The organism is Chitinophaga sp. SVR4-12A, from assembly GCF_056754765.1.
The window spans coordinates 1-24,450 of record NZ_JBPGWP010000001.1; the positions used below are offsets into that span (position 1 = coordinate 1).

Consider the following 24,450-nt stretch of genomic DNA (forward strand, 5'->3'; position numbering starts at 1 on the left):
CCAGAAGATTTGGAGGGAAAGGAAGAAGTGGATGCATTTTTAGATAAACTCTATGCCAAATACGACGAGTTGAGGCAGCAGTAGCCAGAAATGTTTACGAGGATCTGACGGCGGGGAGGCAGGTAAAGGGACTGTTCAAGAGCTGTGTAAGTTTAAGAAAATCGGAGTTCGTAGCAGGAACTATATAAATCGCAGCTCTTACGAACCCCGATTTTCTATGTTTACACAGTTTTTGTTATAGTGTCCAGGTAAAGCATTTATGCTGTCGATAGCAGCAACTATATCCCCTTCCTGCCCCTAGAATGTTTAGAAGACAACAGCCAAAATCGGTAGCTCCGATGTGTTAAATAGTCTCTACTTGTCATAACTGGTTCCAATAATTCAAGATCTTATTATCTTAACGCCATATCTCTTTATTTACTGCCGATCAAAATAAGCTCGCTTCGCTTTATTCAATAATCATAGCTATTAACGTAAATATCTTTCATGTAATGGAAATTCTTGACCCATACATCTTCTGAGATATTTTGAGAGCTATCTTCAATTAACGTCAATGATCCATCATTTTGATATTCAAATATTCTATATGCATGTAAAAGTGTTCTTGATGTCTTGTTGCCTTTGATAATTGAATATTGAAAGGTGGTATTATGCTTGGAAACAATTTTGATAAACAAATAGTGTGTCTCATCTTTATTTAGTGTATACCCCAGCGGGCGCGTTTTATCGGCGTTTAAAGTAAATGGAGGTGCAAAAATCATAGAATTTTCTAAATAGCATTTATTTCCAATCATAACCTTCCCATGCCATATGCTAGTTTGGCATTTTATTATTTCATTGTAATTGCAAATCGTTATTTCTACCTCATACATAGGATAATACGAAGTATTTTCGACATAGCATTTTAATTCGGTTTCATTAGCACCTCCAATCTTGATCCGTGCATGGCCGAAACCCATTACTTTTTTAATGGTTTCTCCTTGAGCCTCAATCAGTTTGGAGTTTGATTCAATTATGCTAGATGCTTTAGAGTTTACTTCTAAATTTAATTTTTTTATTTCTTCATTAGCTGCTAATAGTTTTTCAAAGTATGAATCTGCCTTCCTTTGATTCTCCTCTGCTTTTCTTTGATTTTCTTCTGCTTTTTTTCGATTCTCCTCTGCTTTCTCGCTCGCTTTTTTCTTTTCCCATGCTTGCCATATTGCACCGCCAACTGTGGCAAATCCCGCTAATAACGCTAAAAATATTGGAAACATATGTTTTTTCATTTATTGATAATATATAAATTTTAATTTTTAGGCGTCGCCTTTTTCTATAACGTACCAACGAGCTGCCGTTACCCTGTGTACTTCTTATATATACGAATAGTTACTTGTTTGGGATTAAATGGCGTAACAAAGAAAGAAAAGGACTAACGGTAAACGCTATCATATTTGGTAATTTGAGTATATATGAATGGAATGGGTATCTAATTACTATATTTAAACGACTGCTAAGAGAACTGCATCAATTAGATCGGATGAAGATTTCCATTCCTGTCAGTGGTTGATGGAGATGAATAACTTAAACTTTCTGACATTTCTTGCGATTTCCTGTAGTATATCATGGGCGTTTTGATTATAAGAGTACGTTGTAAAAGCTTTTGTTTGGGAGAAAAGATTTCTTGATTTATGTTTAAGACACTATAACAAAAACTGTGTAAACATAGAAAATCGGGGTTCGTAAGAGCTCCGATTTTTTTACTTTAAACTTTTACACAGGCTATGAAAACCGAGGATTTTTTATCAGACGACTTTTTGAAGCAGTTTAAGACTGGCGAGCAACTCAATGATTTTCTGGGCCAGATCCAGATACGAGCCATTGAGAAGATGCTGGAAGGCGAGCTGGATGGGCATTTAGGATATGAGAAGAATGAACAGAACGACAGTAAAAATGCGCGTAATGGCTACGGAAAAAAGAAGATCAGGACCCAGTATGGGGAATCAGAGATTAAAGTCCCACGTGACCGGGATGCCAGTTTTAACCCCATGATCGTTCCCAAGCGGGAAAGCATGGTAGAAGGTATTGAAGAAGTAATTGTGTCACTATATGCCAAAGGCATGAGCGTAAGTGATATCGAGGAACAGATCAAGGATGTTTACAAATTTGAAGTATCTGCGGCAACAATCAGCCGGATCACCTCTCGGATAGCCGAAGATATTGTAGCATGGTAGAACCGGCCTCTGGAACGAGTTTATCTAATCGTGTGGATGGATGGCATTGTGTTCAAGGTCCGGGAGAACAGCAAAGTGGTCAACAAAACGGTTTATATCGCAGTAGGCCTGCGCCAGGACGGGTTTAAAGAGGTGTTGGGCATGTGGCTGGGCAAAAATGAATCTGCAGCTTACTGGATGACTGTACTGACCGATATGAAGGCCCGGGGCATGGAAGACATCCTGATCACTGCTACTGATAACCTGGGTGGCTTCACCCAAACCATCGGACCGTATTCCCTCAGTCAGCAACCCAGGTCTGTGTTGTCCACCAGATCCGTAACAGCTGCCGCTATGTAGTCTGGAAAGACAAACGTGAGTTCAGCCACGATATGAAGGATATCTATGGGGCACCCACACGCCAGGCTGCGCAGGCCGCCCTGCAGGCCATGGAAACCAAGTGGGGCAGCAAATATGGGTATGCTATCAAAAGCTGGAAGGACAACTGGGAAGAGCTGACTGTCTTCTTCCACTTTCCCTTGGAGATCAGTCAGATCATCTATACCACTAACGTGATTGAAAATCTTAATGGTAAGATCAGGAAGTACACCAAAAAACTAACTTTCATTCCCTAATGACGATGCAGTGCTCAAATCTGTCTACCTGGCCTTGAGAGAGGCTACAAAAAGATGGACAATGCCAATAAGAAACTGGGGCATTGTCCTGGACCAGTTTTAACTATTTTTGAAAACAGGATCAGAATATAGTTCCTGCTACGAACTCCGATTTTCTTAAACTTACACAGTTCTTGGAATAGTCCCTTTGAAGAAAGCCCAATGATAATGCAGGATATCCTCATCACTATCGTAGTAATAATTAGGTTTGCTCCATGCCCAGTCGGCTATTGAATCTATGATTTCTTAAGTCAGTCGATGGCTGTTCACCTCCAAACCAACTAGGTCATTTATTATCTCCCATAGGGTATAAACATATCCCTGGTAGCGCCCTGGCTTGAATCAAAGCTCATGAAGTTAGCAGCATCTGTATAAAAATTTAAGATGCCCTTCATCATGAATACATCAACTTCTCCAGTGAAATGACCTTTTTAGTTCCGTTGCAGTATGTACATTTACCAGGTTCTGAAGTTCTCCGGATAAACCTTCTTATGGCATAATCGTCAATATGATCAGGGCATAAAAGGTCTCTTTGAGGGTTTCTTAATCCGCGTTCATCTAGCCCAATTTTTTCATGATCTACTCAGCTCATGCTGTTGAATTTTCAAAACCGACGTCTAACAAAATTTGCAAAAGGTTAAAAAGCATGTACAAAGGTATACGGACAGTCATTTAATGAATGGGCGATTTCGTGAATAACCGAAAATCTTTAGTAAACGCTTTAACTTTCTCTATGAAATTACGTATAGTGGCTTGGTACAATAAATTATTGTAAAATTATTCCACTTATTGCACTTATATATCATTCCATTACTAAGCTGTAACGCTACAACTCTACTTCCTAGCTATTTTAGGACTAGACAATTCGATCATAATCCGAGGATGTTCGGTAGATGTCCCGTATATGTCCCGTAGTTCACCGGTATATGTCCTGTCCCTTAATAGATACCCATCATCTACTGCTCATATACCTAAATCATACAAAAAAAATACCTTTTTACTAAACCTATCACCCACTTTGCTTGTTTAACTCACTAAAATTTTACATTATGGCAACTCTTGAAGAAGGTATTGAAATTACTGGCGGACTAGGACAGCTATCCGCCTACAAAATGCGAGGTTCCGATAAGATCATCGTCCGTAAAAAGGCAGGACCTACAAAGAAGCAAATGTTACATTCCAAAAAATTCGAACGTACCAGGGAGAATATGGCGGAATTTATCGGGGTAGGGAAGGCCGTTCGCGCCATTAGGTCCCCGCTGACGCATGTGAAGCGGCTTGCTGGGTATAATTTTACTTCTACGCTGACCACCATTTTTAAGAAGATCCAGGTGCAGGACCCGAACTGGCGAAAAAGGCCGGCGTGGTATTTATCTTTCGCGGCACCGTTACATGCTGAGCGGGCTTCAGGCTGCATAGAGCACAGCCCTTTGTAAGTATTGTAACAGGCCCCATAAAGTGCACGCTTAACCGGGAAACTCAAAGTGCACTTATACAGCTGCCGCAACTTGTACAGGGTGTCAATCTCGAATCTTCCCTGGAAGCAGCCGCTCTACCGTTTTTGTATGTCCTTGGGGGTAGTGCCCGATGTAATGTATGATGGTAATGGTTATAATGACCATGCTGCAGAATGGGCCAGTACCAAACTGGATACCGCCTGGCAGGTGGTAACGGATCCCTTACCCGCACAAACCCTGGAGCTCAAATTGGAAGTACCAGGTGCCATCAAAGACTCCCAGACGCTGGTATTTGCCATTGGTGTAGAAATGGGAGCGCCAGGGCTCTCGGGACAGATAGAAGAAGTAAAATACGCCGGATCGGCCTGTATCCTGGCTGTAGGGTAAATGTAGAAAAGGAGAGGCTGCACCTGTGTGAAGTGCCGGTACAACCTCTCGGAACGGGTCCCAGGGACACCGCCTTTTCCTCTATTAAATAGTTGCTTTGATTGCAGATATGCTGCAGTCTTGCAATTTGACCGTATTGGCCATACTTGCTTATCGTTTTACCCCACCAGGCAGTGGAACCGGACGTTTAAGCATAAACCTTCTTAGTTCCATTACATCTATATTGAGAAAAGAAGAAATCTGCTGACTACTTGCATAGTCGAATACCTTAGGTTTTTGTTGTTGCAGCTTCATATATTGTTGAAAAGGGCTTAGATATTTAATGTCACTAATTCTTTCTGCTATTAGCAAGTTATGGCAGCCTCTGGTGAAAGCGTATTCCTCACGGCCTTCTTCTGATTCCCTCAGGTGTTGCAGCATGACGCTATAGTCGTCGAAACCTAAGAAATCAGCATCCGTCGAAAGCACTATGTTACTATAAGGAGAAGTTGGGATCACAAGTTCTCTTTCCGTCCAAAACCAAGATACAAGCTGTTTGTTTTTATTTGTCCGGTAAAATTCATATGCAAAACCCTCCGACAGGAAACCGTAGAGGGGCGCTGTTGCTGGTGGCATTTGCTCTATTTGTCCCGCTACATGCCGGAGCTTCTTCAGGGTATGAAACAGTTGAACATTAATCATATTCTCTTTTTTTTGATAGAAAATGTAATTCTTATAAGGACTTATTATATTCCGTCTTAGTCACTCATAAAAGGCCTGATCCTGTTCTTCCGTTAACCCGGTATGATTACAAAAGTCTGTGATAGTCAAAATATCATCTCTCTCTTTACCTGCATAATCCCTGATCTTCCGTAAGAATCGCCTGACGGAGCGCGGGCTCCAGCCCGTAAGACGCTCAATGTCCTCCGGGTAAATAGCGATCCTTTTAGGAACTTGATTTTTCATATTGTTTTTGTGCATTTATTCGATGAAACAATAAAGTACAACATCATCCATTTACTATCATTTTGGTCAAGATTGCCGAAAAGCGGCCATCTGCTTTTTTTCGTTTGCCCGTCTGTTTTACGATTGCACTATCAATTAAAGATTAAAAATATGCTACCATATAACAGCGCCGGAGTGCAGTCCGGTAAAGGATTTCATCTAGATGACGGCTTAAACAGCATGTGCCATATAACATGCTGCAATTTTTCCAATTATTTAAACCATTTAATTATGGCAACTAAAAATTACAGTAAGCGGGTAGCTACCGAGGCAGGCTTCGAACGTACCCGTGAAAACATGGCGGAATTTGAAAGAGCCGCCAAATCCGGTAAACTGCTCACCGATGCATTCCGGGCGATTGTTGACAGCGCCAGTGATGCGCGTCAGACGGCGCGGATGTCAAGGGCCATGTCCAAGGTGATCAAGTCCGACAAGTTGAACGAGCGAGGGCAGCGGAAAGTCAGTGACGGCAATTTGCAGCTGCTGCGAGGTTTCGACTTTAACGTGGATGCGAAGCTGACCACGGTTTTCTTTGCCCCTTATACGGCAACGATTGACCGTGCTGCGGGTACACTTAAAGTGGACATCCCGGCATTTATTTCCAAAAAGATGCTGAAAGCGCCGCCTAACACTAGTCACTTCTCGGTCGTCTGCGGCGCGGCGGAGCTGAATTTTGATACGGCCACGCAGAAAGGGGCCAATAGCGCCACCCCCGAACTGGCATACGGTAAGGAGTTGACGGAAGCCATTAGCCTGAGTAATGTGCTTACTCCCAACAGTACGGAACCACTGTTCCTGGTACTGGGCGTAACGTTCTACCAGTCTGTAAACGGCAAGTATTATCCATTGAATAACGGAGCGTACAACGCTGTGGCGATCATACAGGTGGATGCTCCTAATCCGTAAAAACGCAGTTTGTTTCATTTTGATATGTTTTAGTAATTAAGAGCGGCCCCTCTATTCTTGGAGGGGCTGTTATAATCTCCTCTTATCCTGGCTTGTTCCTGGAAAGGCCACCAGATTGAACATCTCGCTCATACGGCTGCGCAGGCGGGGGCCGTAACGTTCTTCCAGCTCGTCGGCGTTCAGGTTGGTGGTGATATGCGTGAACATTTTATCTTCCAGGAACAGTTCATAGCGGATGGGCAGGATCTCCGCCAGCGTGTTGAACGGAATACCATAGTTAGGGATGTTACTTTCGCTTCCCAGGTCATCGAAACAGACCGTACGCGGCTTCCCTTGGAGGTCGTAAGACCTGACAGTGTAGCGGTCGATCACGGTGTAACCTTCCTGGCCAAATTGTAATGCAACCCGCAATGAAGACTTGAGCACAAACTTCCACGTTGGGGGACACTGCAGGAGCAGAGAATCTTCATGATAGCACTTTTACCGCAGCCGATAGGCCCCGTTAGCAGAATGCCTTTATCGAGCGATAGACCTTCTTCTGTTGCTATGGCTTCATCGCGAAGGAACCAACAGCAGAGTTTCAGGATAGTGGCACGGTCTTCTTTAAAGATCCTGAATTTAGGACCAATCAACTGCTTACCACAGGCGGTCACTGTCTGCAGCGCTTCATCATAGTCAAAGCGACTTGTTGTAGCTTTTGTTTTGATTGACCTTGTGCTGCCCGAGTAGCTGGTCGGATTTTGTTCTTCCATTTTCGTTGATTTTATGATCATTAAATTGCTTGTTTTCGAAGGAATTACTGGTCCATTTATCAGCGGCGGCCTGCCAGTTTTTGATAGGTACTTTGCCGCCCTGCAGCCAACCGTTAGCCTGGTAGTGCGCAAAGAACTTCAAAGCTTCTTTCTCGGAATGCTTTACTGTGGCAAAGTATTGGATCACTTCATCCTTAGGTGGAGGCACCGATAGCGCAGGAGGGCCGGCGGTGGGCGAGTCGGCGGCGCGGGATGTACCCCGGTTTATATTATTCCCTGAGCTGTCCTTAACAGAAACGCCTGGGGGGCGCGTCTCACTCTCTATACCGTTTCCGTTTACACCCTCTTTATTATTAGGGCCCAAATCTGGGCCGCTTTCCGGCTCAGGTTTGACACCCGACTTTACCGGATCTGGGTCGGTAAGTGTACCAATCATGGCGATGAGCTGTCCCATATCTGTTACAGTCAGCGGTTTATTTTCGGTAAGGATGGCGTGAGATGTAGACAGCTGTTGCCTGAGCTCCGCCGTTGGCTTCCAGCGTAAAAGACTGACCTTGGGACGGTGATGCTTATGCAGAGAAGGATCGTAGCGAATGTAGCCGAACTCGTGCAGCTGTTTTAGGCATTTCAGGTACGTGTTCTTGGAGCCGATACCGCTGATCTGCATCAGCCTCTCCCGGTAAAGTGGAAATGGATGCTGGAACCTGTTGCAGTTCCAGTGATGGAAGAGGGCCAGGTAAAGACTGATGTGACTGGACGTGAGGCGGCTTTCCCTTTGGAGCAGCCAAAAGAACGTGTTGAGGTGATGTATGTAGTTCATGTTTGTTTAGTACTGATCATTGTTTAAGGTGAAGAGATCGGGGGTATCAACGGGACTGAAATAGAAGACACTTCTTCCGTAAGTGACAGGGATAATACGATGTTCTTGCAGGGCGCATCGGTCTCGCCAGGGGATGCGGAGGATTTTATCGATCTGCCGGTTGGAAAGCAGGAGGGTTATTAGCTTGCTCTGTTGTAACAGTGATTCGTGGACATCACGTTGAATAGCCATTTTGATGGCTGTTTGCGAAGTAGTAAAGTTTTTCATAATACGCTATACGCTTAAGTTAAAACAATGGGTATTAAAAATGTGGTTTTTCAAGTACCTGAGAATGGCAACCTGCTGAGATTTTAATATGATCAATATGGTCCTAATCACATGCGAGGTGAATGTTTTATTCAATATAGTTCTGTTGCTGCAAATTCTTATAGCTCTGCTGTGTAATATGTTTCTTTCATATGATATGGTTGGTTTGACTTAAATAATGGGATTAGTGATTTTGGTAAAAAGATCCTTAGGGTAACATGTTACATTTTTAATTATTTCATTTTAAAAGCCGCTTTCGATTTGATCTAGCAAATTTAAAGAGCAGTTTTCAGAAAAAAGTTGATCTAGATCATCAAATTGAAGATTTGGAAAGTTTTTTGAGCTCATAAGCCGGCATTAATGATGGTAAATTTGGAAATTGACCTGAAAGTCTATTGGAATTGGTCTGATTGTCTACCGAGGAGCAGAAGGAATAGATGTAGTTTTACAGTGGAATCGAGTGTAGTGCTGTGGTAGCCCTTAGACTGAAAATGTATACTAAATATAACCTACTCATATGCTGGGATGGCATGTTTCTGTGTAGCGCGTACGTGCATCGATTTACATATTGCTTTTTTTATTTAAAGATGCTGGGACGGCCTTCCTTAAAAACGGAAGGCTGGTCTGGCATCGCCAGTCCGTAAGTTTTTTTGCTGCCTTTCACTCCCTCGCCATCTTTATTTCTGCAAGGTACTTTACGCCAAAAGCTCTTTTGTTATGATCAGAATTAATTGATGATGACCGTAATGGTCGTTTTGAGTACAGTAGGTGGTATCTTGGTCTTTAAATCGGTAAGAATAGGCAGGTTCTGTAAAGTTGCTACTGTGAGTGGGTCTTGCGCAACTACTTTAAAGCGCGAAACTTGTACAACCATGAAGTCAGTGCTCAATGCTGTTTCAAAGTGTTATATAGTCGTGCATACCACCGCGTAAAATTTCAGGCTATTTGCAAAGGTGATATAATCAAGAGGGTTTGAGGACGAGTATAAGGGACAGGCATAATTATGCAGAATGATACTGCACCGTAACCAAAGGGCAATCAATAGGTTGCTGTAGATTAGAATTGGCCTAAAAGCCTGTTGAAATTGATTCTTATTGTCTTATGGTAATATAAGTAGGTATCTTCTTCTATATTCGGCCCTTCGGCCCGATCCCCATATGTAAAAGACGATAGTTTTCAGTATTGAACAATCGCTGAATTGCAAAGAGGCATGGTAATATGAGTTCTTTCGGCCTACTTGATGCTGCCACGTGAGAATACATTATAAGTTTGTTAATCATCCTATATTTCCGGTGCTTGTAAGTGAGCTTTTTGTTAATCGGGTGTAAATTTTATGGATTCTTTGATATACTAACTACGATGTTCCGATATTAGAAGGTTAATCAAATTTTAACAGCCCGTCATCGAGATAGAAAAGTGCCTGTCGGCTGCTGAGAGTTATTTCTAAATAAATATGAAGTTGGTATATAATTTTCATTTTTTCAACTTATACCTGTAAATTTGATTAACACTAACCTCAAATTCAGAATTTTTTGAAAGGGCTTATTAACCGTAGAGGTATTTGTATAATAATCCTTGGCCTATATTCTAACGCTTATTGATGTTATTGATAATTCCGGCATAACGTTGATCAAAAATGAGAGTTTAAACTATTTGCTGCCATCTCGATTCAGCGGATGAGGTATAGCTGCAGATAAATAGAATGAGGCTATTTAATATTTAGATGGATGTTTCCTTTTTTTTTAGGCTTGTTTGATCGGTTTAGTGAGTTTTATAATTAAGTGAAAATCTGCTTCTGATTATGAAAATTTATTCTAAATGATCTAAAAACCAATTAACTATGAAGCTGTTTTTTCGTTTTCGTTCGTTTTTTTCTTTTGCTTTAATTATACCCCCAGCTTTTTTTCAGAGTACTAATGTGTCAAATGATAGTATTCATGATCGATTAAAAACGGCCCCGATGGAATTTAAGCAGTTATGTGTGGAGCACTGCTAAGTGTAAAAGCGGAGGACATAAGCCTATGATTGACTTTGATGCCATTGATAATTGGCAGAGGATAGGGGATTATTTATCTATTAGCCATAACGGAAAATGCTTTGCCTATACCATTGAGCGAGGAAGTGGTCGCCCTTACCATCCAAATCAACGGTTAGATAGTCTAATTGTGCAGTCAGTGGACAATTCGTGGCGTTTGGCATTTGTTGGATCAACCCCAGGTTGTTTTACAGCTGATAGCAAGCAGTATTTATTTAAGAAAGGAACGGCATTAGCCTTTTTGCAACTTGATGGAAGCCCAACCAAATACATAAAGGACATCTTCTCTTATAAAGTGCCAGATGAAAAGAATGGCCTTTGGTTGGCTTATCAGTTAAAAAGTGGGGACTCCGATGTTATACTTCAAGATTTGGTTGCTGGAGGGAAGAAAGTTTTCCATGGAGTATCGAATTATAAGTTTGATGGGAACAATCAATGGCTTGTCTGTCGTAATAATTCTAATAACATTGAAAGCGAATCAAAAGAGCTGCTGTTGCATCAATTGATAACAGGTAAGGAAATGCGGTTTTCATCTGTAGTTGATTGGTTGTTTTCTGAGAATGGAGAATCAATTTTATTGAAAACGGCTAGAAAATATGGTAATGGCGTAGTTGTAGGAAGTTTAGAGTATGTGAACCTGTCAGATGGAAAAGAGAAAATAATTTGGTCAACAAACGATTATAATATAAATGTAAGCAATTACAGCATCGATAAAATCGGTGAACAGGTTGCCTTTAGCATTCGTGATAGTTCTGGAACCGCTCTACGAAAGGGTCCTATTAACAGCATCTGGTTTTATAGAAAAGGCATGGAAAAAGCAATTCAGAAGATAACCGATACTACAGCTGGGATTGACAAGGAATTGGAGATAGAAGGTTCAGTATCCTTCACGGACAACGGCCGCTATGTTAAATTCTCCTTGCAACCTATACCCTCCCTTAAAGAAGCAAGATAAAGATGCTGTACAGTTGGACGTGTGGAATCATAAAGATTTGATCTTGCAATCAGCACAAATTGATCAACTAAAGTATCCTAAGGTTTATAATTCTATTATAAACTGAAAAATGGACAAGTAATACAATTGGAAAGTGAAGGTCGGACTTTACACTTATTACAAGGTGATTTTGCTATTGTAAAAAAACTTAGCAAAGATACTTACGGAGATCGTTTTTGGGAAAAAGGTTATGGTTATGAAAGAGATAGTAATTGGCTCGTTTCCCTTAATGATGGCAGCCGGCATCTGTTAGGTAATGAAGGTGGGAATGCAACTGAGATTGGGCCATTTTGGTTTTCTCCAAGTGGTAATTATTTAGTATACTTTGATTTCAGCAGGGGCTGTCGTTATTTTAGTCATGATTTACGAGCAGGAACATTAAGCGAAATCTCCGCTACCGAAGATAGTGTACAATTAGATTATATTATCCCATATCTGCGAACGGATAAAATGAGTCAGCAATCACCTGGGATTGCTGGTTGGTTGGAAGGTGATGCGGGAGTATTAGTATATGATAATAATGATATATGGAAATTCGATTTGCAAGGTAGGAAACGAGCAATTAACGTAACAAATGGTTTTGGACGATCGCATAATGTTATTTTTAGTTTATATGATAGTAAACGTTTCGACCTTTTCATTCCAATCTTAAATGAAAGAGAACCTTTGTTACTAAGGGCATTTAATACAGAAAATAAATTTAGTGGTTTTTACAGTAAACGTATGGGTATAGGTGGTATCGAAAATTATTATATATGGGGAAATATTTTATGAATATGATTCCGTGGTGTCAAGATCCAAATTTGTCAAATAATGGAATGCCACCTATTAAAGCAAGAGACGTTGATTTTTGGGTGGTACAGCGTCAGTCGGATTGTGACGCGCCTAACGACTATAAGACAACAGACTTTAAACTTTTTAAAAGATTGACCAATTTTCAACCTCAGAAAGGATATAACTGGCTTTCCGAAGAACTACATTCCTTTAATCATCTTAATGGCACAAAAGGACAAGGAATTTTATATAAACCTGAGAATTTTGATTCTACCAAAAAGTACCCTGTACTAATAGTGTTTTACGGAGGATATTCTAATAATCTTTATCAGTTTCCTATACCAGCTTATAATGTCCAGGCTATTACGCCAGGTAAGTCGCCAATTTGGTTTTTAACTAACGGTTATTTGATATTTACTCCGGATATTTATGTCACTCCTCTAAAATATGGCCCCGAGGCATTTAATGTAATTGAAGGAGCAGCTAGGTACTTGAAACAATTGCCCTACGTAGATGGCAATAGGCTAGGCTGTTGCTCCCATAGTTGGTCTGCTAAATTGGGCTCCTATTTATATACCCATTCCAGAACTTTTGATGCTATGGCTATTACTGAGGGTTTTTTATTTGCAAATATGATCAATGTCGCGTTTTCTACCCAGGAGGACGGAGTAAGCAAATTGGAGGATGTTGAACAACGGTTTCAATTCGGGAATCTATGGGAGAATAAAGATTGTTGGTTGGATCAAACAGCAATTTTAAATGTTAATAACGCATATAGCCCATTATTATTATTATGTAATAAGAAAAGTTCACAGGAATACCAAAACCAAACACTACAATTATTTATTGCCGCAAGAAGATTGGGAAAGGAGGTTTGGTGGCTTAAGTATGATAAGGGGGAGCATACCCTATCGAATTTAGACGAACAGAAGGATTTTACGATTCGGTATATGCAGTTTTTTGATCATTATCTTAAGGATGCGCCGGCCCCTCTTTGGATGACTCAAGGTATCCCGGCCAAATCCAAAGGGTTCGAAACTGGTTATGATTTGGATCCCAAGGGTAATTGCGGTAAGAAATGTAAGATATGTCAAAGATGGAACGAGCAGTATAGAAAACAGCCTACAATGTTTAGTAAGCCAATCAGTGAATGGCATCTTGATTAATCTTGCCATAGGCGCTACTATCGAACTATGATCCATTCTAAATGCTCCTTAAATTTAGAAAAGCCGCTTCACCCCAAGAAGCGGCTTTATTAATATTTATATTGCTTGCTGTCTTGATGCAGTTTGACCCGATTTTCCATCAAATTGACCCGATAGTCTATCGTTAGATTGAGGGAATGAGCGCATCTTTACAAAGAATTTGATGGCAAAGAAGTGAAGTTAGGTAATCGAAAATCGAATGGATATTTTTGTCGGAGATGACGATGTTTAATTGAATTGCCAAGTTGTAAACCCTAGAAATATGAAGGAAATACGCTCATTGTAACCATTTCTTTGCTGTTGGTACGGCGCATGTCAAGTTAGGGTGTTACACACTGACTAATATATTACTTCTTGTTTATCGATATTCCGGTGTTCTCTTCCTGTCAAGGCGGTTGCTGTTCTGTTGGAAGAAAATCTTTGCAGTTAAAAATACAACATCTATGAGCATCACTAATATTGTAACAACAAACATATACGATAAATTGCCAGAGGGAAAAAGAAAAGCCATTATTATAGGTGCAGGCCCTGCAGGCTTGACGGCTGCTTATGAACTACTAAAGCGTACGGATATTATTCCTATTGTTCTTGAAAAGTCAGGGGATATAGGTGGTATCTCTAAAACTGTCAAATATAAAGGAAATCGTATAGATATTGGCGGACATCGTTTTTTCTCTAAATCGGACAGGGTGATGAATTGGTGGTTTAATATCATGCCGGTTGAAGCTAAAGGACAGAACAATTTTAATATCAACTATCAACAAAAATCCAGGCAGGTCCATGTTACAAATGCTGGTACGGAAAATTCTAATGGTGGAGACCCTGATAAAGTGATGTTAGTGAGGAAGCGTTTGTCAAGGATATATTTCCTTCGGAAATTTTTTACTTACCCAATCCAGCTCTCTTTTGATACTCTTAGTAAATTGGGCGTGTTGACCACTATCACTATTCTTTGTTCTTACCTTAAAGCGCAATTATGCCGCCGCAAACCAGAACGGAACTTGGAAGATTTTATAATCAATCGTTTTGGGAGCGCTTTATATGAACTTTTCTTCAAGGATTATACGGAGAAAGTGTGGGGTAGGCCTTGTAATTCCATCTCTCCTGAATGGGGAGCTCAACGTATAAAAGGGGTATCTATTAGTAAAGCTATTCAACATTCACTGCGAACTGCACTGAGACATAAACAGAGGAACGTTGATATTACTCAAAAGGACACCGAAACTAGTTTAATCGAGCAATTCCTTTACCCGAAGTATGGCCCTGGGCAACTATGGGAAGAGGTGGCGAGGCAGGTGACGGAAATGGGCGGAAAGAATACTCATGCACCAAGATGTAAAGCGCATTTATCCAGTAGATGGCAATAGCAGAGTATCCGCTGTTGCTGCAGTCACAGTATAACCGGTGAAACCTGCTACCTAGAAGGTGATTATTTTCTTTCTACTATGCCTGTACAAGAGTTGATTGGAAGCATGGATGGCTGAATACCTGACGATGTATTAGAGGTATCCTTAGCTGGTTTTCAATATCGTGATTTTATTACAGTTGGAATTTACTGAAGAAATTGTCTTTTCAGACAAGAGGACACGGTAGTGGAAACCGATTGAGTTGAAAGATACATGGATTTATATACAGGAGAAGGATGTTAAGGTGGGCCGGTTACAGTTGTTTAACAACTGGAGCCCGTTTATGGTAAAGGATCCAGATACGGTGTGGGTCGGAATGGAGTTTTTCTGTAATAAAGAGGACAGTTTTTGGCAGTTGAATGATGATGCGATTAGACAAATTGCTATTCATGAGCTCGAAAAAATAGGGCTGGCCTGTCAAGCGAATGTGCTGGATAGCACAGTATTGCGGATGGAAAAGACTTACCCGGCATATTTTGGAACATATGAGCGCTTTGATGTGATAAGGAGATTTGTTGACAGGTTTGAGAATCTTTTCTTGGTGGGTAGGAATGGGATGCATAAGTATAATAATTCCTATCATTCGATGCTAACGGCGATGGTGGCGATAGATAACATTTGTTCCGGAAAGACAAGTAAAGAAAATATATGGGCGATTAATACAGAACAGGAGTATCATGAGGGGAGCCTACCAGCAAAACAGGCCGAAGCAACAGCTGATACATTGGGAGTTTCGCTGGGACCTCAATTATCATTCCAAGACTTCATTAAAAGCAGAAGGGAGAGATAGAAGGCTATTTTGGATAACAGGTATTAGCACTATCCTTCTATTTGCCATTTTTAAATATTTCTATCCTTTTCCCAGCTTCATACATGATGATTCGTTTGTGTATTTGCAAATGGCGGCAGATAATGTCAATATAGATACGTTTCCTGTTGGTTATCCAAGGTTCTTGCGATTATTCAGTGTGTTTTCCGGCTCAGATACTGCTCTAACAGCCTTTCAATATATTGTTATTCAGTATGGTGCTCTCTTCTTGTTTACATTGTTTTATTTCTATCAGCCAAGTGAGAGTGATGCAAAAAGTATTACTTGGTTTCATTATTCTGAATCCGCTTTCCCTTTATTTGGCCAATCTGATATCAACCGATGCAATATTTTTAGGATTAAGTTTGACATGGTTTTCACTGCTATTGTGGATTGTAAATAAACCTAATACAGGAGTGGTTGTGGCACATACGTTAGTGCTGTTCGTCGCATTTACCTTTCGATATAATGCTTTGGTCTACCCAATTATAGCGGTTGTTGTATTTGGAATAAGCAATTTGTCTACTAGAAGGAAAATAATAGGAATTACCGCTGGTTTTTTGTTGTGCGGGTTATTTGTCGCGTATACCGGAGGTAAATATAAAGAGTTGACGGGCACCTGGCAGTTTTCACCTTTCAGCGGATGGCAATTAGCTAATAATGCTATGTATACCTATAGGTACGTTGATAGTGCGGATCGTAAGCCGGTGCCGAAGCGATTTAGGATCTTAGATAATATGATCCGTACTCATTTTGACAGCACACGTGATGCTAGATTGTATCCTCTTGAGAGGATAAAAGCGAGCACCGCCTAGATGTGGTCCCGTAGGCTACCTTTAATGAAGTATATGGACACGCAATTTAGCAATGACAGCACCATTTCGTCGTTTAAAAAATGGGCATTAATGGGCCCTTACTTTAGGAACTACGGCTCGTTTATTATTAAACAGTATCCAACGAAGTTTGCTGCTAACTTTCGATGGCCTAATGCTCGAAAACTGCTCATGCCCCACCTGTTGAGTTTCTGGCTCAGTATAATGGTGGACAAGACAGTATAGGTGTCATTGGACAGTTTTGGTTTGGGTATAAAAATCGCGAGGTGAAGGCTAGGTTGGCTAATGCAGAAGTGTATACACTCGGTTTTTACCCTATTCTTACTGGCGTGATGAATGTGCTGTTTCTATGTGGTCTTATATGTTATGCGCTACTCGGTGGTTTTCGAGGTGACAAGAATCTTCGAAAATGGCGCTTGCTGCCCTTGTTGTTTGGATTATGAACGCAGGGTTTACCATCCTAGCCTCGCCCGCAGCATTAAGATTTCAATCATTTCAGGTTATATTGGTTACTATTTTCTCCTTGTTATTTATTGACTGGATGATTCAGCTAATGAAGATGAAAGATAAGTCTTTAATTAGGCCCATGCATGACAGTAAGCCAATTTCGACTGGGTCGTTAGCGTAGGCTTAATTTCACTTGGTTTAAATGCTGATATGATTCGGATATCAATAGACATGAATTTCAAATCCAATGCATTATGAAACGTTTTATTATTTTTTCGCTAATTACATTCTTGTTTGCCTGTTCGGGCAAGAACTCGATAGAAAAGGAAACTGAAAGGAAAATCTTTTCCCGATTTCAGTATATTATTGCCAGACAGCTTAACGTACTTTAATACTGCAAGCATACCTACAGGTAGGCCTGTAGTGCTGTTTTATTTTAGTCCGCACTGTCCTTATTGCCGTGCTCAAATGACCGCGATCATTGATGACATGAAAGAGCTAAAGAATATGCGGTTTTACCTAGTTACAAGTTTTCCAGTTCCCGAGATGAGACAATTTTACGATGATTACAAGTTAGATCAATATTCAAATATTATAATTGGAAAGGACACTGCGGAGTTTGTAACTAAGTATTTTGAGGCGCCTGTAGTTCCTTATACCGCCATTTTTGGTGATGATAAGAAGCTCAGGAAGGTCTTACGTTGGCCAAATAAATACCCGGGAAATTATAGCGGCAATTGAAAAGTAATTAGGTAGATGTCTGTTGCTTAATACCAATGCGAATCAACTTATAGTTGTTTGGCACACTTATGTTATACATGTAATGAATAGATTAAGTTAGAAATAAAGGGGAAGCCGAAAACCTTTATAAAAGAGTAGGCGTATTGTTTTATTTAAGTTTAGCTTTTTACATTAAAAAAGCGCTTTTACTATGAACAAAGTAAAAATAATGCTAACAGCAATGATCGTTTTAGGAACAGTAGGTGGTGTGCTGGCCTTTAGGACGATGAGTGATGTCAAATATTGTACTACAGCTGTACAACCGAATGGAACATGTCCGAATACAGTAAAATGTCAGGGCGGTCAAGAAGGTAAGATTGATAACACTGGTACTAATAAATGTTATTTTATTACCAATGCAACGGCTGACTGTGCTGGTGATAAGCCTGTTTGTAATGCAACACCGGCTAAAATTTTAGGTAATTAATGAGATATCTAACGGCAGACTGGGGATTGGTGATATAGATCCACAATATTGCCTATTGTAACAGACTTCACTAAACAAAGAGGCTGTTCTAATTTAATTTAGGACAGCCTCTTAATGTAACGGCTAGAGGATTTCTATTTAAATCGGAAGCGGCCAAATGCCAAGTACTTTCAATTAGAGTAAAACACAGGTAGGTACTGACAGGAATACCTTTTTGGCATCGTGTGTGGTGTACTATCCTTCCGAGAAGTATTGTGCAAAAATATATAGTAGGGGTATTTGTTACTAATCATAATACAATGGTGGCTATGTCGAGAGCATTAATGACCATAGCGGTGCTTAGAAATATTGGCTATAATTAAAGTAGCCGTTTATTGCGTCGGGGAACGGATTCTTTTATTATTCAATGCTAGATAAAGAATAAGCGGATTGATCAAACAGGTAATAGATTTAACCTGAAAATATCGGAATGGGCTGTTTCATTTCCCAACAGCCCATTATAGTTATAGCGTAGGAATCACTTTTGTAAAACGCAACTATTAAAACTGTGGTTTTTGCATAATTCCCCAAATACTATTTGCGTGGATTGCAGGGACCCGTATAATTATATCTTAGTTCTATTTTAGCTTATGCTTAATTCGAGTGCCAGATTTGTTCATCTTTTTTCATTTGATTTATTCTTTGCTGATACTCTTTAACATCAGTCCAGTCGGCGTATTTTGCCGCTTCTTCTTCCCATTGGATTGCTTCTTTTTATTTCCCGCTTTATAAAGCAAGCACGCGTAAGTGTCAGTAGTAGTGGCTGTCCAAGAGGGATGTTTTAGCTTGCTTCTCCTTACTACCCCTTGCATCCAATTGGCTGCGGAAAGAATCTGCTCTCTGTCTGCTACTTTAGTAAATATCACCCATGCTATGTGGTTAAGCCTAAGATCTGTTTTGTCATTGGATGTATCCAGGCCATACATTTTCCATCTTTGTAACAAAGAATGCTGTATAAACGAGGTTTTGTTGGTGCTCGTACCACATTATTTTGGCATTCAATACATTTCTTTTGGCATAGTCAGGCGTATATTTATTTGAAATTATCTGATAAAGTTTTTCCCAGTCAGGGTCTGGTCGAGCTTGGGGGGCTGTGCCCATAATTTGCATTTCTTCTGCTTTCAGCTGAATGAATGGTTCAACATCTTCTCTTAAGATCACATCGTCTACAACGCTTTCTGCGTATCCTTTTTTATTTATAATAGCATCAATCTTACTTCCATCTGGAAGAAGAGATAGAAGAATTTGGATTTGCTACTGGTTGTGACAATGGTAAAAAACTCTATATTCTCCTTTGTATATAATTCCTGATCTTTTAATTTGACTGCATAATTGCTATAGTCTCGGGCAATAGTTTTGGCAATTTCTACTTCTTGCAAGTCTAACGCAGTTTTTACCAAATAAGGCATCCTACGATAGTTTTTTTGACCTATCGTATATCTCGCTGAATTGGTCGTATACTGCATATGGATTGTTATATACTTTTTCGGCAATCGCTGTTTGAGCTATTGCAATAAAATCGATTGGGGGCTTGAAGCCTGTTTCCATATGCACAATATTGCCTTCAGGCGACAGGAAAACGTATGTTGGATAGGCTTGGATTCTATATTGTTTGGCCATCGCCTCCGCATCTTTTCGCCAGTTTCTTACTTCTTTAGTATCTTTATCTGTATTGTCCATTTGTACCTTTACGGAAATGAAGTGTTTGTTGAAGAACTTCCCACCATGTCATTAATATATACTTCTTTATCCATTCGTTTGCAGGGAATACACCAGGTAGCATAGCAATCGATGAAAATATACTTGTTGTCTTTTTTTGCTTTTGCCTTGACTTGGTCCCAGTTTAGTTCTTTTTCGAATTTTATGCCGTTTCTTTGTGCCATAATTGATAATGGTGTAAACATAATCAGTAGCAATAATTTCTTCATAGAGACTTGATTTTATATTAGAGTTGGATGTAAGAGAAGAGAGTTTTGATTGTTCTAATAACCTGAGTTTTGTATTAGATTTGGAGCGCTCTCGATATCCGATAATGGTAATGGGTACAACTGTTGGAATGATTGCCAGGGTGCTCCGTTGTTTTTTAAAGGAGTTACTATGCTCATTACAGCGTCTATGTTATTAGTGCGTTTTAGATCTAGCCAACGATGCCCCCATTCGGTGAAGTAATCAACCTGGCGTTCATTTTGTATAGCTGCCAGGAGAGAAGCTTTATCTGCAGCGGTGGTGTTTGTCAAATTGGCCCTGGTTCGTATAACATTTAAATCGCTTTGTGCCCCGGTGATATTGTTCTTGCGTGCATGAGCCTCAGATCTGATTAGGAATTGTTCTCCTAATCGCAGTACCATCAGGTATTCTGTTAATGGTGCGTCAAGTGCCGCGCTTTTGTATTTAAGAGCATAATGGTACCTAGTGCCGGCTGTTTCAACACTGCCTATCCATTCGGATTTGCGCTAATCGGTAGCTTCAAATTTTCCTAATAGGTGAGGACTCAGAAAAACGGGATTCAGCTGATTAGGACCCGTGGAAGGAATGATGATGTCTCAACCGTCTTCTGTGTTGTGTCCAATGAATACTGGTTGAAGTTGCCAACTGGCTTCCTGACTATTCATTTTAAAGACGTCAGATAGCGGGCATAGGTTATATAAAGTAGAATTATTAATTACAATGGTGGCCTGAGCTTCTGCGTTTACATAGTCTCCAGTATACATATAGACGCGTGACAGTAGGGCTGTGGCTGCCCATTTCGTTGGACGAAGGCGTTCGTTCGTATCCTGTATAGGCTTGTAAGTTTCCATTCAAATACACTGTACTTAATAGATTTTGTGCTTCTTTTAGATCTTGAATGATTTGTTGATATACCTGTATCTTTGGCGAGCGAGAGAGTAGAGAATTTGCCTTGTAATCGGTTGTTAGAACTAAAGGTACATCACCGAATAAACCCACTAGGTAGAAGTAATAGAAGGCTCGCATAAATTTAGCTTCACCTAATAATTGCTCTTTTACCGCCGGAGTTAATGTGGTTGCGTTCAGTAAACCATTGATAGCCGCATTACATTTGTAAATATAATTATAGAGAGGAGCCCAGAATTCCGATCCTGTAACTGTTTTAGTTGACAAGGTATTAGTATAGTAATTTAGATGAATAATGCTATTCGCGTTGTCATATAAGCTGAGCTCATCAGCGCTTAGACCAGTAATCAGCGATATGCTCTGCAACCCGGTGAAGTATCCGTTGCTGCTCATTGCCGTGTATAATCCAGTTAACACGGATGTGGCAGTAGCATCATTAGTATATACATTATTATCTACAATCTGATCGGCGGACGGCGGAATGTCTACTAGCTTTTTGCAACTAGTGGCGACTAAGCTAAATGCCAAAATGTATATTGATAATCTGCATCCATGGAACTTATGTATTGATCGCATGACTTTATATTTAAAATTTATTTTACTGTTTGTTACAGTGCCATTTGTATACCTATTGTGAGTACTCTTAAAGGGGGTAAGTAGGAGAGGCTTTGATTTTCAGGGTCCATTCCACGGTAGTTTGTAATGGTTAATAGGTTCTGCCCCTGAATATATATCTTACAATTTTGTAGATAGGCTTTCTGTTTCCATTTTATAGGAACCTGCCACGACAGCGATAAGTTTTTTAGGCGGATATAAGAAGCATCGGAGTAACCAGCGTCGCTTTGAATTGCCATATCAACCAGAGGGCGTAGAGACCGGTTGGAATTATATTTCATTATAGGAGCATGGTCATCGACCTTTTGCCATCGGTCTATGACACTTGTAGGCTGATTACTGTTGCCGCTTGAAAATGAACCGGGGCAAGTGAACCATTATTAAAAAAAGTATTAAGGCCTATTTGTTTGACAAATTGGAATAGGAAGTCAAGTTCCAATCCCCTATATGTAATTTTATTCTGGAAGCCTCCATAGAACTTGGGCGAAGTAGACAATAGAATATATCTGTTGTATGGCACGATCAGGCGAAGATGTCGGGCTTCCATGACTATCGACCACCTGGTATAGCCCTGTGGCAGGATCAACACCTAGGAAATGATAAGCCCTAATTGTGCCTAGTGGTTGACCAATGATCAACTGTCTGGCATAACTTGATGTAGCGAGATCCGGAAAAGCCAGAAGCTTATTTTTAGGAATCGTCAGATTGATGGAACTGTTCCAGTTAACTTTCTCCCCCTTGCAACATCACTGCTATTGAGAGTGAACTCCCAACTTGTGTTTTGTACTGTTGCTGGAAAATTCTGAAAAATGCTGTTGAAGCCCGTTATAGACGGTAAGTCGTATCCTAGTAATTGATTTTGAAGATCGGTTTCGGGGGCGTAAAGTTGTATTTAACAGAATCCTGTCATTCCAAAATCCGAAGGTCTAGCACCGAATTGCCATTTATGTGTTTCTTCCCACTGAAGATAGGGGTTAGCTAGGTTGGTAATGGCCAGGCCTGTACTGTTTTGATAAGGCAGAAAACCACCACTGTTAGAGTAATACACGCTTAAAAAACCGTAGTCGCTAATTTGATCATTGCCTGTGGTACCGTAACTTGCTCTTACTTTACCAAAACTAAGGATAGGAATTAAATTTTGTATCCAGTTTTCCTCGCTGAATATCCATGCCAAGCCAATGCTACCAAAATTGTGGAAACGATTTTTTGCTCCGAACCGGCTACTACCGTCTCTACGTCCGGTCAGGTTAACTATATATTTGTTCTGCCAAGTATAGTTTACTCGGCTAAAAAGTGCATTGTATTTATAGATTAATGATGAACTAAGTGCTGTAAGTGTCGCTGCAGATTTTACATCCCCGAGTACTAAATCGCTGCTATATCCAACCCCATCGATGGTTTCTGCAGTGCTGTTATTTTGCTGGATGCTTGCACCCACTAAGCTTTCCAGTTTTCCTTTTCCTAGAAGCAACTTGTAAATAATTTGCGGCTCAATAATCCAAGAATCCATATGTCTATTTCCGTATGTGGCAAGCCTGTTGACGAAAGGTCTGCTTTCCGGTGGTATCGAACTGGAAGGGTAAGGAGAAAAAGTGGTCGTTTGCGTATTTGTGTAACCGGCACTTGTCTGTATATCTAACCCTGGTAGGATAGAGTAGCTGACTATAGCATTGCTGACTAAATTAATGGTTTTGTTTTTGTAGGTTTTGTATATTATTTGAGAAAGCGGGTTGGTCCATGTTGAGGTTCCGGTAGCATCTGGTGCCCAATTTAAGCTGCCATCCGAATTGTAAAGCGCGGGTGCAATAGGCTCTAACCGTATTGCCTGGAGGGTAATGTCCAAAGCTGGCAAGCGATTATCGTCAACCATGTAATTGCTAGAAAGTTGAAATCTTAGCTTCTGATTGGGTGATGTACTGGTGAGAGCAAAATGAAGTGAACCACGCTGATCTCTCGCATTGCCGGGGAATACTGTTGTCTCCCGGTGAAAGGTACCTCCTACGGTATATTGTATGCCCGTATTTCCGCCGGAAATACCAACATTAATATTGCTAGACTGTGCGGTGGCCCCAATTAATGTTTTTTGCCAGTCCGTGTTACGGGTTGTATCCCTAGACTTTTAGATCATTGGCCGTAACATCCGGAGATCTCCAGTCGATATTATCATTATAATACCCTTCATAACGCATGTCTAGATACTGACGCCTGTCTAGCATATCCAGTTTTCGGGTTACTTTTCCCCACCCTTGCTGTAAATTGATATTTATCGCTGTTCGACCTGCCTTTCCTTTTTTAGTAGTGATCAATATCGCGCCATTGGCTGCACGAGAGCCATATATTGCCGTCGCATCTGCATCCTTTAATACATCAATTGATTCTATATCGGCTGGATTAATAAAGTTTAACGGATTACCTCCTCGTATGATATTCTCAAAGCCAGCCTGGGGTAATTGGGAAATATAAGGGACCCCATCAATAATATAAAGCGGATCATTACCATTCAGAATGCTGTTTTGACCCTGCACGCGGACCGTTACGCGCCCCCGCCACCCTGCTTTGAGTTATGAATAAGCCAGGTACCCTTCCCTGTAGAGCCAACAGTGGATTGTTTACCGGCTGTTTTGCAATATCTTCTCCTTCTACAGTGCTTACATTGCCTACTGAGCATCCGTTTCGTTGTGGTACCATATGCTATTACTACTGTTTCATCCAGTCCACTTACCTGTAGATTCAATTGTGCCAACAAACTCCGCCCT

22 protein-coding genes and 2 pseudogenes are annotated in these 24,450 nt (G+C 40.5%); 12 read left to right on the forward strand and 12 right to left on the reverse strand.

The features are described 5' to 3' along the window. Positions 1-452: 452 nt before the first annotated feature. Positions 453-1,268, reverse strand: coding sequence for a hypothetical protein (locus ACR9Y8_RS00005; protein ID WP_481211163.1), 816 nt, complete (start codon positions 1,266-1,268; stop codon positions 453-455). A 495-nt stretch (positions 1,269-1,763) separates the two neighbouring features. On the opposite strand from ACR9Y8_RS00005, the pseudogene ACR9Y8_RS00010 reads away from it, so the two are divergent. The 3 genes and pseudogenes from ACR9Y8_RS00010 (at position 1,764) to ACR9Y8_RS00020 (ending at position 4,710) form a co-directional block, all read left to right on the forward strand. Then, positions 1,764-2,959 (forward strand): annotated as a pseudogene (locus ACR9Y8_RS00010) (IS256 family transposase). A 956-nt stretch (positions 2,960-3,915) separates the two neighbouring features. Continuing rightward, on the forward strand, positions 3,916-4,302 hold the full coding sequence (locus ACR9Y8_RS00015; protein ID WP_481211164.1) for a hypothetical protein: 387 nt from the start codon (positions 3,916-3,918) through the stop codon (positions 4,300-4,302). 129 nt (positions 4,303-4,431) lie between these two features. Further along, the gene (locus ACR9Y8_RS00020; RefSeq protein WP_481211165.1) at positions 4,432-4,710 is read left to right on the forward strand and encodes a hypothetical protein; all 279 of its coding nucleotides are present in this window, start codon (positions 4,432-4,434) and stop codon (positions 4,708-4,710) included. A 150-nt stretch (positions 4,711-4,860) separates the two neighbouring features. Here ACR9Y8_RS00020 and ACR9Y8_RS00025 read toward each other — a convergent pair whose 3' ends face one another. Next, the gene (locus tag ACR9Y8_RS00025) at positions 4,861-5,391 is read right to left on the reverse strand and encodes a hypothetical protein (protein ID WP_481211166.1); all 531 of its coding nucleotides are present in this window, start codon (positions 5,389-5,391) and stop codon (positions 4,861-4,863) included. 60 nt (positions 5,392-5,451) lie between these two features. Continuing rightward, positions 5,452-5,655: a hypothetical protein gene (locus ACR9Y8_RS00030; RefSeq protein WP_481211167.1), complete on the reverse strand. Its 204-nt coding sequence runs from the start codon at positions 5,653-5,655 to the stop codon at positions 5,452-5,454. A 270-nt stretch (positions 5,656-5,925) separates the two neighbouring features. Here ACR9Y8_RS00030 and ACR9Y8_RS00035 point away from each other — a divergent pair, with 270 nt between their 5' ends. Further along, positions 5,926-6,600, forward strand: coding sequence for a hypothetical protein (locus tag ACR9Y8_RS00035; RefSeq protein ID WP_481211168.1), 675 nt, complete (start codon positions 5,926-5,928; stop codon positions 6,598-6,600). A 69-nt stretch (positions 6,601-6,669) separates the two neighbouring features. Here the strand turns inward: ACR9Y8_RS00035 and ACR9Y8_RS00040 are convergent, their stop codons facing one another. Both ACR9Y8_RS00040 and ACR9Y8_RS00045 read right to left on the reverse strand, forming a co-directional pair. After that, positions 6,670-7,026: a hypothetical protein gene (locus tag ACR9Y8_RS00040; RefSeq protein ID WP_481211169.1), complete on the reverse strand. Its 357-nt coding sequence runs from the start codon at positions 7,024-7,026 to the stop codon at positions 6,670-6,672. Between the two features lie 249 nt (positions 7,027-7,275). Then, complete coding sequence (locus ACR9Y8_RS00045; protein WP_481211170.1) at positions 7,276-8,172, reverse strand: hypothetical protein; 897 nt, start codon at positions 8,170-8,172, stop codon at positions 7,276-7,278. Between the two features lie 2,327 nt (positions 8,173-10,499). Between ACR9Y8_RS00045 and ACR9Y8_RS00050 the strand changes: the two genes are divergently transcribed. From ACR9Y8_RS00050 to ACR9Y8_RS00085, 8 genes are all read left to right on the forward strand, one after another. Next, positions 10,500-11,468: a hypothetical protein gene (locus ACR9Y8_RS00050; protein ID WP_481211171.1), complete on the forward strand. Its 969-nt coding sequence runs from the start codon at positions 10,500-10,502 to the stop codon at positions 11,466-11,468. A 126-nt stretch (positions 11,469-11,594) separates the two neighbouring features. Beyond that, positions 11,595-12,281 carry a hypothetical protein gene (locus tag ACR9Y8_RS00055; RefSeq protein ID WP_481211172.1) on the forward strand — a complete coding sequence of 229 codons (687 nt, stop codon included), beginning with the start codon at positions 11,595-11,597 and terminating at the stop codon, positions 12,279-12,281. Beyond that, positions 12,263-13,447, forward strand: a complete 1,185-nt coding sequence (locus tag ACR9Y8_RS00060; protein WP_481211173.1) for an alpha/beta hydrolase family protein — start codon at positions 12,263-12,265, stop codon at positions 13,445-13,447. Before ACR9Y8_RS00055 ends, ACR9Y8_RS00060 begins: the two co-directional genes overlap by 19 nt. A 482-nt stretch (positions 13,448-13,929) precedes the next feature. Next, on the forward strand, positions 13,930-14,853 hold the full coding sequence (locus ACR9Y8_RS00065) for an NAD(P)-binding protein (protein ID WP_481211174.1): 924 nt from the start codon (positions 13,930-13,932) through the stop codon (positions 14,851-14,853). 241 nt (positions 14,854-15,094) lie between these two features. After that, complete coding sequence (locus tag ACR9Y8_RS00070; protein ID WP_481211175.1) at positions 15,095-15,682, forward strand: hypothetical protein; 588 nt, start codon at positions 15,095-15,097, stop codon at positions 15,680-15,682. A 287-nt stretch (positions 15,683-15,969) separates the two neighbouring features. Next, positions 15,970-16,515, forward strand: coding sequence for a hypothetical protein (locus ACR9Y8_RS00075; protein WP_481211176.1), 546 nt, complete (start codon positions 15,970-15,972; stop codon positions 16,513-16,515). A 795-nt stretch (positions 16,516-17,310) separates the two neighbouring features. Further along, positions 17,311-17,721: a peroxiredoxin family protein gene (locus tag ACR9Y8_RS00080; RefSeq protein WP_481216202.1), complete on the forward strand. Its 411-nt coding sequence runs from the start codon at positions 17,311-17,313 to the stop codon at positions 17,719-17,721. Between the two features lie 190 nt (positions 17,722-17,911). Continuing rightward, positions 17,912-18,187, forward strand: a complete 276-nt coding sequence (locus ACR9Y8_RS00085; protein WP_481211177.1) for a hypothetical protein — start codon at positions 17,912-17,914, stop codon at positions 18,185-18,187. Positions 18,188-19,126: 939 nt separating this feature from the next. Here the strand turns inward: ACR9Y8_RS00085 and ACR9Y8_RS00090 are convergent. The 7 genes and pseudogenes from ACR9Y8_RS00090 to ACR9Y8_RS00120 form a co-directional block, all read right to left on the reverse strand. Continuing rightward, entirely contained in the window at positions 19,127-19,387 is a 261-nt protein-coding gene (locus ACR9Y8_RS00090) for a hypothetical protein (RefSeq protein ID WP_481211178.1), read from the reverse strand. Between the two features lie 249 nt (positions 19,388-19,636). Then, positions 19,637-19,906: a hypothetical protein gene (locus ACR9Y8_RS00095; RefSeq protein ID WP_481211179.1), complete on the reverse strand. Its 270-nt coding sequence runs from the start codon at positions 19,904-19,906 to the stop codon at positions 19,637-19,639. 8 nt (positions 19,907-19,914) lie between these two features. Then, positions 19,915-20,154, reverse strand: a complete 240-nt coding sequence (locus tag ACR9Y8_RS00100) for a thioredoxin family protein (RefSeq protein WP_481211180.1) — start codon at positions 20,152-20,154, stop codon at positions 19,915-19,917. A 54-nt stretch (positions 20,155-20,208) separates the two neighbouring features. Then, positions 20,209-20,574 (reverse strand): RagB/SusD family nutrient uptake outer membrane protein, encoded by a 366-nt coding sequence (locus ACR9Y8_RS00105; RefSeq protein ID WP_481211181.1) that lies wholly within the window; start codon positions 20,572-20,574, stop codon positions 20,209-20,211. Between the two features lie 310 nt (positions 20,575-20,884). Next, entirely contained in the window at positions 20,885-21,655 is a 771-nt protein-coding gene (locus ACR9Y8_RS00110; protein ID WP_481211182.1) for a RagB/SusD family nutrient uptake outer membrane protein, read from the reverse strand. A gap of 931 nt (positions 21,656-22,586) precedes the next feature. After that, entirely contained in the window at positions 22,587-23,564 is a 978-nt protein-coding gene (locus ACR9Y8_RS00115) for a hypothetical protein (protein WP_481211183.1), read from the reverse strand. Between the two features lie 241 nt (positions 23,565-23,805). After that, positions 23,806-24,225 (reverse strand): annotated as a pseudogene (locus ACR9Y8_RS00120) (TonB-dependent receptor plug domain-containing protein); the annotation flags it as partial. Positions 24,226-24,450 lie beyond the last annotated feature (225 nt).